The organism is Caulobacter sp. SRI_008 (genome assembly GCF_057586355.1).
Genome location: NZ_JBYCZS010000008.1, coordinates 103,546 through 117,363 on the forward strand (window position 1 = coordinate 103,546; position 13,818 = coordinate 117,363).

The window sequence follows — 13,818 nt, forward strand, 5'->3', positions numbered from 1 at the left end:
GCGGCTCCTTTAAGCTTGGGGAGCGGGCGCGCCGCCCGGATCGGGGGTGAGGGCGGCGGCGATCACGCCGGCGATGGCGCAGGCCTCGTCGGCGTCGCCGGTGTCGCCGCTGATGCCCACCGCGCCGATGATCCGGCCGTCGGCGTCACGGATCAGCACGCCGCCGGGCGAAGGGGCCATGGCGCCGCCGCTGATGGCGAACAGGGCCGAGTAGAACACCGGGGCGGCGTTGGCGCGCTTGGCCAGTTCGCGGCTGCCATAGCCCATGCCCAGGGCGCCCGTGGCCTTGGCGACGGCGATCTGCGGCCGCATCAGGCTGGCGTCGTCCTCGCGCTTGAGGGCCACCAGGTGCGCGCCGGCGTCGAGCACGGCCACGGCCAGCGGCTGGTAGCCGTCGCGGCGGGCTTGGGCGAGGGCCGCGTCGACGATGATGGAGGCGGCCTCCAGGGTCAGGCGGGACATGCGGTCTCCTTGGGCGCTGCGACCTTGAGGGAAAGGTCGGCGCAAAGCTGGTCGATCAGGGCTGGCAGGGCGTCGGCCGTTTCGGCGACGCCGTAGACGTAGCGGTCGGGGCGCAGCAGCACGGCGGCCGCGCCCTTGGCGTCGAGCCAGGCGGCAAGAGCGCCGTCGGCGTCGTCGAGCCCCTGGCCGATCACGTGGAGCGAGCCGCCGATGCGGGCGAAGTCCGACGATGCGGCCACCGGTTCGCGGGCGATGACGGCGAAGCCCTCGCCCAGAACTTCGTCGAGCAGGACGCCGCCGACGCGGGGCTGGATGAAGCGCTCGCCGGAGCCGGGCCGGGCGACCCCGGCCTGGTAGGCGGGGATCAGGTCGGCGGCCGTGGTTCCGGGCTTGGCGGCGGCCATCACCTCGCGCATGTGGGCGTCGCGCTCGGCGGCCTTGGCCGGATCGAGTTGGCAGATGTAGCGACCCGCGTTCACGGCCGCGCCGATGACGCCGCGCACGTGCGGGTCGCGCTCGGGCTGGTAGGTGTCGAGCAGGGCGTCCCCGGCCAGGCCGGCGATCACCAGCGGCAGCTTCCAGGCGAGGTTCGAGACGTCGCGCAGGCCGTGGCACATGCCCTGGCCGAAGAACGGCGGGGTCTGGTGGGCGGCGTCACCGGCCAGGAACACCCGGCCCACGCGCCAGCGCTCGGCCACGAGGCCATGGAAGCGATAGGTGGCGGCGCGCACCAGGCGGTAGGTCGAGCCTTCGACCCACGGTGCGATCAGGGCCTCGACCTGCTGCGTGGCCATCATCGCCTGGTCGTCCTCGCCGGGCAGCAGCATGAACTCCCAGCGGCGGTGATTGCCGCGGCCCGGGACGATGGTGGCCGGACGGCGCGGGTCGCACAGCATCACCGACAGCTGCTGCAGGTCGGCGCCCGCCGGCAGGCCTGGAATGTCGGGAAAGACGATCGGGCCGTCGACCTCGGCGTCGACGACGAGCCAGGGCTCCTCGAAGTCGAGGTCGTCGAGCTTGACGCCCAGGCTCTTGCGCACGGCGCTGCGGGCCCCGTCGCAGGCGATCACCCAGCGGGCGCGCAGGGTCTCGCCGTCGGCCAGGACGAGGTCGGCGCCGTCGGCGTCCTGGGTCAGGCTTTCCAGCTTGGCGCCCAGGCGCAGGGTGACGGCCGGGAAGCGGGCCAGGGCGTCGCGCAGCTCGGCTTCCAGCTCCGGCTGGTAGAAGAAGTAGTCGTTGGCCCAGCCGAAGCGCTTGGCCTGGCCGGCCGTGCCCATGTAGCGGATCACTCCGCCGTCGGCGCCGATGTGCAGGTGGCCCTGCGTCTCGCGCATCAGCGGATGCAGGCGATCGACGAGACCCGCCCCCTGGAAGATGCGCATCATCTCGTGGTCGAGATGGACGGCGCGGGGCAGGGGATGCGGATCGCGCTCCTGCTCCAAGACGAGAACGCTGAGGCCCGCCTGGCCCAGGAGATTGGCGGCCAGGGCCCCGACGGGGCCGCAGCCGACGATGGCGACGTCGTAAATCATCACAGGTGCTTGTCGAGGAAACGGACGATGGCCGGGGCGACCCGGCCGGCGGCGGTGTGGGGCGTGTCGACCTCTTCCTCGCTGAACCAGAAGTGGCCGGCGTCGGGCACGGGCAGGGTGCGCACGAAGAAGCGGGCCTGGCGCAGGGCGCGGGCGAAGGCTTCCGACTGGGCGGGATCGATGTCGTGGTCGCGCTCGCCCCAGATCACCAGCGCCTTCAGGGCGTTGCGATCGTAGCGCACGTGGCGCAGCGGCGAGGCGGCGACATAGAGCTGCGGATCCTCGAAAGGGTCCGCGCCCAGCATGCGGAAGGTCGGGTCGGTTCCCGGGGCGGCGTTCTTGGTCAGATCCGTCTGCCAGTGGGCGAAGAGGTCGTAGACGCCGTAGACCGCGACCAGGGTCCTGAACTGGACAGTCTCGCCATAGAGCCAGGGCTGGCCCTGGGCCAGGGCCGCAAGCGCCGTCAGGTGCGCGCCAGCCGAGGCGCCGAGCAAGCCGATGCGGTCGGGGTCGACGCCGAGGCCAGCGGCCTCGCGCTTCAGAAAGCGCGCGGCCTCGACCACGTCCTGGACGTTGCCCGGAAACGACTTGCCGTTGGTCGAGCGGCGGTAGTCGATGGCGAAGACGGCGTAGCCTTGGGCGGCGAGATACTTTCCCCAACGCGCCAGCTGGGCCTTGTCGTTGCGCAGCCAGGCGCCGCCCGGGGCTGCGACCAGCACGGGGTGCGGGCCGGGCGCGTCGGGCAGATAGAGGTCGCCCTTCAGCTCGGCCGAACCGGCCACGCCGAAGACGATGTCGGAACGGACGCTCATCAGGCGGCGGCCCGCGAAAGCGGCTGGGCCGGCGCCTTGTGCATCTTGCCGTCCTTCATGATCATCAGCAGGCGATCGCGGCGCTGCAGGATCGAGACGTCCTGGGTCGGGTCGCCGTCGACCAGCAGCAGGTCGGCCAGGTAGCCCGGCTCGACCAGGCCCAGCTCATCGGCGCGGCCCATCAGTTCGCCGCCCAGCTTGGTGGCGGCCACCAGGGCCTCGGTCGGGGTGTAGCCGAACAGATCGACGAAGTGCTGCAGGTCGCGGGCGTTGGCGCCGTTGGGATTGAACGGGAAGCCGTAGTCGCCGCCGGGCAGCACGCGCACGCCCCGGCGCTTCAGCTCGGGGATCAGCACCTTGCACTTTTCGACGACCGGAACAGCGGCTTCCTTCATCGAGGTCATGTCGATGTGCGGCGGCGGCTTGGCCTCCAGGGTGGCGACGATGACGCCGATGGCCGGGGCGACGAAGATCTCGTCCTTGTGCGCTTCCAGCAGGTCCAGCGCTTCCTCGTCGGCGTAGGTGCAGTGGTAGAGCACCCGTACGCCGGCCCGCAGGGCCATCTTGATCGCCTCGCCGGCCTGGGTGTGGGCCGACAGCCAGATGTCGCTCTCGCGGGCCTGCTCGCCGGCCGCCTGGACCTCTTCCTCGGTGTAAAGGATGTGCTGCGAGGAACCGGGCAGCAGGGCGTCCTCGCCCGAGATGACCAGCTTGACCTGGTCGATGCCGATGGCCTTGCAGTGCTTGACGAAGGCCTTCATCGCCTCGGGACCGCGGCCGTGCTCGACGGCGCCGGTGTCCTGGCCTTCGGGGCTGCGTTCGATGGTGGAGGCGCGCAGGCGCGGACCCGGCGTCCAGCCGCCCTCGATCTCGTTGCGGACCACCACCTCGATGCGTTCGCCCAGGGCGCCGGCCGAATAGGCGCTGGTGAAGCCGCTTTCCAGCAGGACGCGGGCGTTGCGCACCGTGGCCAGCAGTTGTTCCTCGGGCGGCAGGATGAATTCGGGAATGAAGCGCTCGATCGACGAGGGCCAGGACAGGTGCGCGTGGGCCTCGATCAGGCCGGGCATCAGGGTCGCGCCGGCGCCGTCGATGACCGTCGCATCGGCCGCCTCGATGCGGCCTTCGGACGCCGTCTGCGCCACGCGGGCGATGCGGTTGTCCTCGATCAGGACCTCGCCGGCGAAGGGCGCGCGGCCCGTGCCGTCGAAGACCTGGATATTGGTGATGAGCGTACGCGCCACGTGGATTCCACCCTGACAGTCTTGTTGCGGGCGGCGGTCGATGATGCGCCGCGCCCCTTGCCGCCATTTACGGGGAGGGGACCGGCCGAAAAAAATTCAATCGGGGAATGTCTCGCATCACCGCCGATGATGGGGCCGCCGACGCGGGGAAGCCTTCATGCGGCTTATGGCCGCCATTCAGCGATTGAATTGGCGGATAGTCAGTATCGCGAGGAAGCTCCTCCCATGCCGCCGTCAGAGCGGTCTTGGGAGGAAACAGGACATGACCATCGACATGGTCTCGCGTCGCCAGCGCCGCGCGCACGGGCTGACCAGCAGCCTCTTCTGCTTCACCACGATCATCGCTGGCCTGACGGCCGCCGCGGTCGTGCTCAAGATACTGATCGGCCTGGCGACCTAGGGCCGTTCACCGACCCTCGCCCCTAAAGGCTCTGGGCGTGCTCGATCAGGAAGTCGCGCAGCCACAGCGTGCCCGCGTCGGTTTCCTTGTTCTTGTGCCACTGCAGGAACTCGGTGAACGTCGCGATCTCCACCGGCGGCGCCAGCACCTTCAGCGGCAGGCGCTTGGCCAGAATGGCCGCGTTGCGGGCGTGGACGGTGGCGATCATGTTGGTGCCCACCACGATCTCGGCCACGCAGTTGAAGGTGGGCGCGTGGACGACGATGTTGCGCTCCACCCCTTGCGCATCCAGCGACTCCTGCTCGATGTGCGGCGGGTTGTGCGGGCCCAGCGTCACCGACACGTGCTCCAGCTCCAGGTACTTCTCGAGGCTGAGACTGGCGCCGACCAGCGGATTGTCGCGCCAGGCGATGCAGGCGAAGCGGTCGCTGAACAGCGGGCTCTTCGGATGGCCCGGATCGCACTTGCGCTCGGGCGAGATCATGAAGTCGATCTTGCCTTCGCCCAGCAGGGCCGCGCTCTGGTCGGAGGTCAGCAGCACCACGATCTTCAGTCGCGGCGCGACCGTGACGAGCTTGCGGATGGCCCCGGTCATCAGGACGTTGAAAACGTAGTCCGAGCAGACGAACGTGAAGGTGCGGTCGGCGGCGGCGGGATCGAATTCCGAGCGGTTGACGACGATACGGCGCAGGCCGTCCAGGGCCTCGCGCACCGGTACGGCCAGGCTTTCGGCGAACGGCGTGGGGACCATCTTGCGGCCGACCTGGACCAGGAGGTCGTCCTCGAAGTGCTGGCGCAGGCGCGAGAGGGCGTTGCTGATCGCCGGCTGGGTGAGGCGCAGGGCCTGGGCCGTCTGGCTGACGCTGCGTTCCTGAAGCAGGGAATCCAGCACGACCAGCAAGTTCAGGTCGAGGTTGTGAAAGCGCACGGCGGGATCCTCCTGAGACGTCGGGCCTTCTGTGGACCCTGACATTTCAAGCGGCTTAGACCGAGCGACGCCATTGGGGCAAGCCTGTTGTCGGTTTCATTATATGAAATGCAGTCCCGCATAATCTTGAGTGATAGTTGCTGTTCAACGATTGAATTGGTCGGTGCGGGACCCCCTCGCTACCGTTCAGCTCAACACCAACGTCGGCGCCAAGCCGGGGTCCAGGGAAACGGAAACGAAGCCGGACGACGAAGATCGCCGGCTCGCAGGGAAGGGGAACCCCCATGAACGCATTCAAGCTCAGCCTGCTGGCCGCCACCAGCCTCACCGTCGCCATCGGCGGCGCGGCCCACGCGCAGGACGCCTCGCCCGCCAGTGGCGCGACCACCGAGTCGCCGATCGCCATCGAAGAAGTGGTGGTCACCGCCACCCGCCGCTCCGAGCGCCTGCAGGACGTGCCGCTGGCCGTCTCGGCCGTCAGCGGCGACCAGCTTGCCGCCACCGGCGCCAAGGCCGTGACCGACCTGCAGTATTCGGTCGCCGGCGTGCAGTTCGGCACCACGCCCAACGACTCCGGCTTCCGCCTGCGCGGCGTCGGCTCGGCCGGCGGCTTCACCTCCAGCTCGGAATCGCCGGTCGGCCTGGTGGTCGACGGGGTCGTGGTTCCGTTCGGCTCGCCGGTCGACAGCCTGGGCGACCTGGAGCGCGTCGAGGTGCTGAAAGGCCCGCAAGGCACCCAGTTCGGCAAGAACGCCTCCAGCGGCGTCATCTCGATCACCACCCGCAAGCCCAGCCTGACCACGGCGACGGGCGACTTCTTCGCCTCCTACGGCTCGCTGAACGAGCGCGACGTGCATGGCGGCGTCACCGCCCCGCTGTCGGACACCCTGGCCGTCGGCATCTTCCTCTACGACAAGGCCTATGACGGCTACGTCCACAACGTCGTGCGCAACGAGGACTGGGGCGGCATCCACAACAACGGCGCCCGCGGCAAGGTCTACTGGAAGCCGACCGACACCTTCAGCGCCTATCTGATCGGCGACTATTCGCGTCAGCGCCAAAAGGGCCCCGGCCAGCTGTGGACCCTGAACAAGGCCCCGACCAGCGACGCCAACTTCCTGGCGCCCTTCACCAGCTTGTCAGCCCTGGGCGTCACCCCGGGCGCTTCGAACGACAAGTCGATCGAGGACGGCGGCGGCAGCTACAGCACGACCAACTACGGCGGTTCGCTGGAGCTGAACTGGGATCTGGGCGAGTACACCCTGACCTCGCTGAGCGCCTATCGCGGCTTCGAGGAGGACCCCTACGTCTATTCGATCGACGGCTCGCCCCAGAGCAAGTTCACCGCCCAGGCGCGGGGCCAGGTCAAGACCCAGGCCTCGCAGGAATTCCGCCTGACCTCGCCCAGCAGCGGCCGCCTCAGCTATGTCGCCGGCCTGTTCGTCTCGCGCCTGGAAACCGAGAACACCGGCGAAAGCGCCCAGCTGCGCCCGGCCACGCCCTACAGCACCGCCCCGGTGGTCTCGATCACCGCCGGCCTGAACCACGGCAAGACCACGACCGACAGCGCCGCGGTGTTCATCGACGGCCGCTACAAGCTGAGCGACACCCTCAGCCTGCTGGGCGGCGCGCGCATGACCAAGGACAAGGTCGAGGCCTCCAACTGGTCTGAACTGGATCCGTCGCTGCCGGCCTTCCTGACGGCCGGCGGGACCACCGTGCCCTATACGCCGCGCGCCCTGCAGACCGGCGAGACCTCGAAGTCCAGCCCCTCGGGCCGCATCGGCCTGGACTGGAAGCCTTCGGACAACGTGCTGATCTTCGGCACCGTGGCCCGCGGCTATCTCGGCCCGACGGTGACCTTCTCGGCGCTCAGCGGCACCAAGACCAATGTCGCCCCGCAGACCGTCGACGACGTCACCATCGGCGCCAAGACGACCCTGCTGGATCGTCGCCTGACGCTGAACGGCAACATCTTCTACGACAAGTACACCGACCTGCAGACGGCGGTGCTGCGCAACAACGAGTTCGTCACCGAGAACGCCGGCGGCCTGGAGGCCAAGGGCTTTGAGATCGAGGCCAACCTGCGGGTCAACAGCTCGCTGAAGCTGAACGCCTCGACCACCTATTCCGACGCCAAGTACACCGACTACATCACCAGCTGCCCGAACAACCTGATCCTGGCCGGCTATGTCGGCTGCACCCTGAACAACGGCACCTACGTCTACCAGGCCAAGGGCCAGACCCTGGCCGGCGCGCCGAAGGTCACCGTCGTGCTAGGCGCCAACTACGAGCACGCGATCACCGACGCCCTGACGTTCGACGCCGCGGCCAACTACTCCTACCGCACCAAGACCCAGAACAGCGTCGGCGATCCCAACACCATCCAGAAGGGCTACGGCGTGCTCAACGTCTCGGCCGGGATCGGTCCGGAAGACCGCCAGTGGCGCGTCGGGGTGTTCGCCCGCAACCTGCTCAAGCAGGACTTCAACGCGGCGATCATCACCCTGCCGTTCCAGAGCGGCTATGACGGCTACATCAACTGGCGCACCCGCGAGGCCGAGCGCACCGTCGGCGTGACCCTCGAAGGCCACTTCTGATGCGGGGCAGGCTTTTCCTTCTGGTGGGCGCGGCTCTCGCCGCGTTCGCCGGGAGCGCCTTGGCCCAGGGCATTCCTCAGCGCGTCGAGATCCGCACGATCCCGACGCCGGCCCAACCCGGCGCGATCCCCCTCTGGCCCGGCGTCGCGCCGGGTTCGGAGGGCGCGACCCAGGTCGAGCACTGGAACTACCTGATCGACGGCGTGGCCGTGCGCAACGTCACCAAGCCGACCCTGACGCCGTATCTCCCGGTCAAGGGCAAGGCGACGGGCGCTGCGGTGATCGTCGCCCCGGGCGGCGCCTACATGCTGCTGTCGATGGAGTGGGAAGGCGAGCGGGTCGCGCAATGGCTCGCCGATCACGGCATCGCCGCCTTCGTCCTCAAGTACCGCCTGGATCCGACGCCGGACAACGACCAGGAGACGCTGCAGGTGCTGGGCGCGCGCTTCGGCGCCGCGGCCAAGGCCGGGGCCGACAAGGCCCCGCCGATCAGCCAGCCCCTGGCGCTGGACGACGCCCAGCAGGCCCTGCGCCTGGTGCGCTCGCGCGCCGGCGAGTGGGGCGTGGATCCCAAGCGGGTAGGGCTGATGGGCTTCTCCGCCGGGGCCATGACCACCCTGGGCGCGACACTGCGCAACGCGCGCGACGCCCGGCCGGACTTCATCGCTCCGATCTACGGCCCGATGAACACGGTGACCCCGCCGGCCGATCCGCCGCCGATGTTCACCGCCATCGCCAATGACGATCCGCTGTTCGGCAACACCGACTACGGCCTCGTCCAGGCCTGGAAACGGGCTGGCGGCAAGGTCGAGATGCACGTCTACGAGAAGGGCGATCACGGTTTTGGCCTGCACAAGCGGGGCACGACCAGCGATCTCTGGATCGACCAGTTCTACGCCTGGATGGCCGCCCGCGGCCTGCTGAAGCCCGCCCAGTGACCCTTCCAGTGACCCTTATTGCGTTCCTTTTCCGGAGATCCCGATGACCTTCCGTGACCTCCCGCTCACCCGCCGGCTGCTGATGGCGGCCGGCGCCGCGGCCGCCGCTGCTCCCGCTGTGTCTCAGGCCAAGGCCACTGGCGGCGACTTCCCCAAGGGCTTCCTCTGGGGCGCGGCCACCGCCGGCCACCAGGTGGAAGGCAACAACGTCAACAGTGACACCTGGCTGTTGGAGCAGCTGAAGCCCAGTCCGTTCATGGAGCCGTCGGGCGACGCCTGCGACCACTATCATCGCTACGAGGCCGACATCGCCCTGCTGGCGAAGCTGGGGTTGAACACCTATCGCTTCTCGCTGGAGTGGGCGCGGATCGAGCCGGCCAAGGGCCAGTTCTCGGCCGCCGAGTTGGAGCACTATCGCCGGGTCGCCCTGACCTGCCGCAAGCACGGCGTCACGCCGCTGATCACCTTCAACCACTTCGTCGTGCCGCGCTGGTTCGCGGCCCAGGGCGGCTGGGAGAACCCGGAAAGCCCGGCCCTGTTCGCGCGCTACTGCGCCTATGCGGTCAAGGGCGTGGGTGATCTGGCCGGTGGGGCCGCCACCTTCAACGAGCCCAATATCGGCCTGCTGCTGCAGTGGATTCTGCCGCCGTTCATCCTCGACCAGATGAAGCAGGCGATGGTCGACGCGGCCAAGGCTTGCGGCACGCCGCTTTTCTCCAGCGCCCAGTTCGGTCGCCAGGACGTGATGCTGCCCAACCTGATCGAGGCCCACAAGCAGGGCTACGCCGCCATCAAGGCCGGTCCCGGCGACTTCCCGGTCGGCGCCACCCTGGCGATGTTGGACGACCAGGCCGTGGGCGAGCACAGCCGGCGCGACGAGAAGCGGGCCCAGTGCTACGACCCCTGGCTGGAGGCCATCAAGCAGACCGGCGACTTCGTCGGCGTGCAGACCTACAGCCGCGCCGAGATCGACGCCAAGGGCCAGATGCAGCCGCCGCAGGGCGTCGAGCTGACCCAGACCGGCGAGGAGTTCTCGCCCCAGGCCCTGGGTCAGACCGTGCGCTACGCCCACGCCCTCTCGGGCAAGCCGATCTACGTCACCGAGAACGGCGTCGCGATCGAGGACGACACGCGTCGCGTGGCCTATATCAAGATCGCGCTGCAAGGCCTGAAGGCGGCGATGGACGATGGCATCCCGGTGAAGGGCTACGTCCACTGGTCGCTGCTGGACAATTTCGAGTGGGTGTTCGGCTACGGGCCGAAATTCGGCATCGTTGCGGTGGACCGCGCCACTCAGGTGCGCACGCCCAAGCCCAGCGCCGTGCTGCTGGGCCAGATCGCCCGCGCCAACCGGATCTAAGGCCATGAAGAACGCTCTCATCGCCGGGCTGATCGGCGGCGTCATCGGCGCGGTGATCAGCGCCGCCGTCGGCTATGTCGTCCCGTTGCCGCCGCACGCCGCCGCAAACGCGCTCGGCAACGGGATCAGCGGCTTGTTCAGCGGCTTCTTCGGCGGCTTCATGGCCCTGCTGGTCGAGGGCCTGAAGGCCCGTCGCGCCGCTTCCGCCGCCTGACATCCTGTTTGTTGGGGCGGCCGGCGCGCGGCCGCCTCTGGAGTATCTGCCCATGACCCTCGCCCGACGCCTGATCGCCGGAGCGGCCCTGGCCGCCATGCTCGCCGGATCGCCCGCCCTGGCCCAGCAGCAGGCCGACGCCCTCGGCGCGAGCTTTGTTGATCCGCCCAACACCGCCCGGCCGCGCGTCTGGTGGCACTGGATGAGCGGCAACGTCACCCAGGACGGCATCGACAAGGACCTGGCCTGGATGAAGCGCATCGGCCTGGCCGGGGTGCAGAACTTCGACGCGGGCTTCAACGACGGCGGCTTCTTCGACACCCCGCACATCGTCGACAAACGCCTGGTGTTCATGACGCCGGAGTGGCGGGCGGCGTTCAAGCACGCCGTCGAGACGGCCGACGCCGACGGCTTCGAGTTCGCCATCGCCGGCTCGCCCGGCTGGAGCGAGACCGGCGGCCCGTGGGTCAAGCCCGAACAGGCGATGAAGAAGCTGGTGTGGAGCGAGACGTTCGTCGAGGGCGGCCGCAAGCTCGACAAGCCCCTGGCCGCGCCGCCGTCGGTGGCCGGACCGTTCCTGGGCGTGCCGGGCGGTGGCTCGGCCATGGCGGCGATCAAGGGTCCGCTGCCGACCTATTATCGCGACGCGGCCGTCGTCGCCTACCGTCTGCCGGCCGCCGAGCAGGCCCCGCTTGCACCCGCGAAGATCACCGCCAGCAATCCGGTCGACGTCGCCCTGCTGACCGACGGCGACCTGGTGCGCCAGGTCGAGCTGCCCTTCGCGCCCGACAAGGAAACCTGGATCCAGGTCGAATACGCCAAACCCCAGACCCTGCGCGCCCTGCGGCTGGTGGCCGCCCACGCCGGCGGCTTCGGCGAGTTCGGGGCCACAGCGCCGGAAGGCCGCATCGAGGCCAGCGACGACGGCAAGACCTTCCGTCCGGTCGTCAAGCTGCCGGTCCACGGCGCCCTGCAACAGACCGTGGCCTTCCCGGCGACGACGGCGCGCTACTTCCGGGTCGTCTTCCTGCCGCGCCCCTCCAATCCGGCCCTGGCCATGGCCGGCCTGAAGGATCCGACCAGCCACCAGATCGCCGAGCTGGCCTTCGAGGCCGGGGCGCGGGTGCACCGCTTCGAAGACAAGGCCGGCTGGTCGTCGGCCGGCGGGCTGGACGAGGATCCCACGCCCCAGGCCTCGGCCGATACCATCGTGCATCGCGCCGACGTGATCGACCTGACCGACCGCCTCAAGCCCGACGGGACCCTGGACTGGACGCCGCCGGCCGGCCGCTGGGAGGTGCTGCGCTACGGCTATTCGCTGACCGGCCGCCAGAACAGCCCGGCCTCGGCCGAAGGCACCGGCCTGGAGGTCGACAAGCTCAGCCGCGAGCACGTCACCGCCTATGCCGACACCTATCTGGACCTCTACCAGCAGACCGTTGGCCCCGAGCTGATGGGCAAGCGCGGCGTCCAGGCGATGATCACCGACAGCTGGGAAGCCGGCTCGGCCAACTGGACCGAGAAGATGCTGGCCCAGTTCCAGGCCCGGCGCGGCTATGACCCCAGGCCCTGGCTGCCGGTGCTGAGCGGCCGGGTGGTCGAGAGCGCCGCGGCCAGCGACGCCTTCCTGTGGGACTTCCGCAAGACCATCGGCGACCTGATCGCCGACGAGCACTACGGCGCCCTGTCTGACGCCCTGCATGCGCGGGGTATGAAGCGCTACGGCGAGTCCCACGAGACCGGCCGCGCCTTCGTCGGCGACGGCATGCAGGTCAAGAAAAGCGCCGACGTGCCGATGGGCGCGACCTGGACCGAGGTGCCGGTAACCAACGATCCCTTCAGCTACGACGCCGACATTCGTGAATCAGCGTCGGTGGCCCACCTCTACGGCCAGAACCTGGTGGCGGCGGAGTCGTTCACCAGCGCCAGCAGCACCTTCGGCTACGACCCGGCCAAGCTGAAGCCGACCGCCGACGCGATGATGGCCAACGGCCTCAACCGCTTCATCATCCACACCTCGGTGCATCAGCCGCTCGACACCGCCGGGCCGGGCATGACCCTGGCCATCTTCGGCCAGTGGTTCACCCGCAAGGAGACCTGGGCCGAGCAGGCGGGGCCGTGGATCGACTATCTGTCGCGCAGCTCGCTGCTGCTGCAGCAGGGCCGGTTCGTCGCCGACGTGGCCTGGTTCTACGGCGAGGACGGCAACATCACCGAGCTCTATGGCAAGGCTATGCCGAAGATCCCGGCCGGCCACGCCTACGACTTCGTCAACGGCGACGCCCTGGTGAACCTGTTGGAGGCCAAGGACGGCCAGGTCGCGACGCCCAGCGGCATGCGCTACCGCGTGCTGGCCATCGATCCGTCGGTGCGCCGCATGACCGTTCCCGTCCTGCGCAAGCTGGCCGCGCTGAAGGCGGCCGGCGTGCCGATCGTGGGCGTCCGCCCCGACGCCACGCCCAGCCTGTCGGACGATCCGGCCGAGTTCCAGCGCCTGGCCGACCAGGTCTTCGCCGGCGTGAGCGCCGACCTCGGCGCGGCCCTGGCGGGGATCGGTCCGGACGCCGACGACGGCGGCGCGGGCCTGCGCTTCGTGCACCGCCAGTTGCCGGACGGAGACCTCTATTTCGTCAGCAATCCGGGTGACGCCAAGACCGCTTCGGTCAGCTTCCGCACCAGCGGCCGCGAGGCCGAGATCTGGCGGGCCGACACCGGTTCGATCGCGCCGGCCAGCTACAAGACCGCCAGCGGCCGCACCACCGTGCCCCTGGCGCTGAACGCCCATGACGCGGTGTTCGTGGTGTTCCGCAAGCCCGGCCCGGCCGAGCGCACCGTTCCGGCCAAGGTCCGCACCGTGGCCGCCACCATCGACGGCGGCTGGACGCTGAGCTTCCCGCAAGTCCCGACCTTGAAGGACGTCAAGCCCGGCTCCTGGACCGACAACGCCGACCCCGCCGTCCGCTACTTCTCAGGAACCGCCGCCTACACGACCACCTTCAAGGCTCCGAAGGCGGGGAAGGGGGCCCGCGTCGTGCTCGACCTGGGCGCGGTCAAGAACCTGGCCAGCGTCAGCGTCAACGGCAAGGACCTGGGCGTCCTGTGGAAGGCGCCGTTCGAGGTCGACGTCACCGACGCCCTGAAGGCCGGCGACAACAAGCTCGAGGTCAAGGTCGTCAATCTGTGGCCCAACCGCCTGATCGGCGACAAGCAGCCGGGCTACGCCGGGCCCAAGACCTTCGCCACCTTCGATCCCTATCCGCCCCAGGCGCCGCTGTCGCCGTCGGGCCTGCTCGACCCGGCCAGGCTGATCGTCGAGCGCCAGGAGTAA

11 protein-coding genes are annotated in these 13,818 nt (G+C 69.3%); 6 read left to right on the plus strand and 5 right to left on the minus strand.

Annotation, left to right across the window (positions count from 1 at the left end):
- Positions 1–9 precede the first annotated feature (9 nt).
- From AC2YHT_RS09230 to AC2YHT_RS09245, 4 genes are read right to left on the minus strand one after another with little or no spacing between them, the layout of a single operon-like run.
- Entirely contained in the window at positions 10–462 is a 453-nt protein-coding gene (locus AC2YHT_RS09230; RefSeq protein WP_487289338.1) for a GlcG/HbpS family heme-binding protein, read from the minus strand.
- Positions 450–1,994 carry a bifunctional 3-(3-hydroxy-phenyl)propionate/3-hydroxycinnamic acid hydroxylase MhpA gene (gene mhpA, locus AC2YHT_RS09235; protein ID WP_487289339.1) on the minus strand — a complete coding sequence of 515 codons (1,545 nt, stop codon included), beginning with the start codon at positions 1,992–1,994 and terminating at the stop codon, positions 450–452. Before mhpA ends, AC2YHT_RS09230 begins: the two co-directional genes overlap by 13 nt.
- Positions 1,994–2,806 (minus strand): alpha/beta hydrolase family protein, encoded by an 813-nt coding sequence (locus AC2YHT_RS09240; protein WP_487289340.1) that lies wholly within the window; start codon positions 2,804–2,806, stop codon positions 1,994–1,996. Before AC2YHT_RS09240 ends, mhpA begins: the two co-directional genes overlap by 1 nt.
- Complete coding sequence (locus tag AC2YHT_RS09245) at positions 2,806–4,050, minus strand: amidohydrolase family protein (protein WP_487289342.1); 1,245 nt, start codon at positions 4,048–4,050, stop codon at positions 2,806–2,808. Before AC2YHT_RS09245 ends, AC2YHT_RS09240 begins: the two co-directional genes overlap by 1 nt.
- Positions 4,051–4,312: 262 nt before the next feature.
- Here AC2YHT_RS09245 and AC2YHT_RS09250 point away from each other — a divergent pair, with 262 nt between their 5' ends.
- On the plus strand, positions 4,313–4,450 hold the full coding sequence (locus AC2YHT_RS09250) for a hypothetical protein (RefSeq protein ID WP_158285872.1): 138 nt from the start codon (positions 4,313–4,315) through the stop codon (positions 4,448–4,450).
- Between the two features lie 22 nt (positions 4,451–4,472).
- Here the strand turns inward: AC2YHT_RS09250 and AC2YHT_RS09255 are convergent, their stop codons facing one another.
- Positions 4,473–5,378, minus strand: coding sequence for a LysR family transcriptional regulator (locus tag AC2YHT_RS09255; RefSeq protein ID WP_487289343.1), 906 nt, complete (start codon positions 5,376–5,378; stop codon positions 4,473–4,475).
- A 284-nt stretch (positions 5,379–5,662) separates the two neighbouring features.
- Between AC2YHT_RS09255 and AC2YHT_RS09260 the strand changes: the two genes are divergently transcribed.
- Genes AC2YHT_RS09260 through AC2YHT_RS09280 form a run of 5 tightly spaced genes read left to right on the plus strand, consistent with a single transcriptional unit; the run spans position 5,663 to position 13,818 of the window.
- Complete coding sequence (locus AC2YHT_RS09260) at positions 5,663–7,978, plus strand: TonB-dependent receptor (protein WP_487289345.1); 2,316 nt, start codon at positions 5,663–5,665, stop codon at positions 7,976–7,978.
- Positions 7,978–8,916 carry an alpha/beta hydrolase gene (locus AC2YHT_RS09265; protein WP_487289346.1) on the plus strand — a complete coding sequence of 313 codons (939 nt, stop codon included), beginning with the start codon at positions 7,978–7,980 and terminating at the stop codon, positions 8,914–8,916. Before AC2YHT_RS09260 ends, AC2YHT_RS09265 begins: the two co-directional genes overlap by 1 nt.
- Positions 8,917–8,959: 43 nt before the next feature.
- Entirely contained in the window at positions 8,960–10,276 is a 1,317-nt protein-coding gene (locus AC2YHT_RS09270) for a glycoside hydrolase family 1 protein (protein WP_487289347.1), read from the plus strand.
- 4 nt (positions 10,277–10,280) lie between these two features.
- On the plus strand, positions 10,281–10,490 hold the full coding sequence (locus tag AC2YHT_RS09275; protein WP_487289348.1) for a hypothetical protein: 210 nt from the start codon (positions 10,281–10,283) through the stop codon (positions 10,488–10,490).
- A 52-nt stretch (positions 10,491–10,542) separates the two neighbouring features.
- A complete protein-coding gene (locus AC2YHT_RS09280) occupies positions 10,543–13,818 on the plus strand; it encodes a glycosyl hydrolase (RefSeq protein ID WP_487289349.1) in 3,276 nt (1,091 codons plus the stop codon).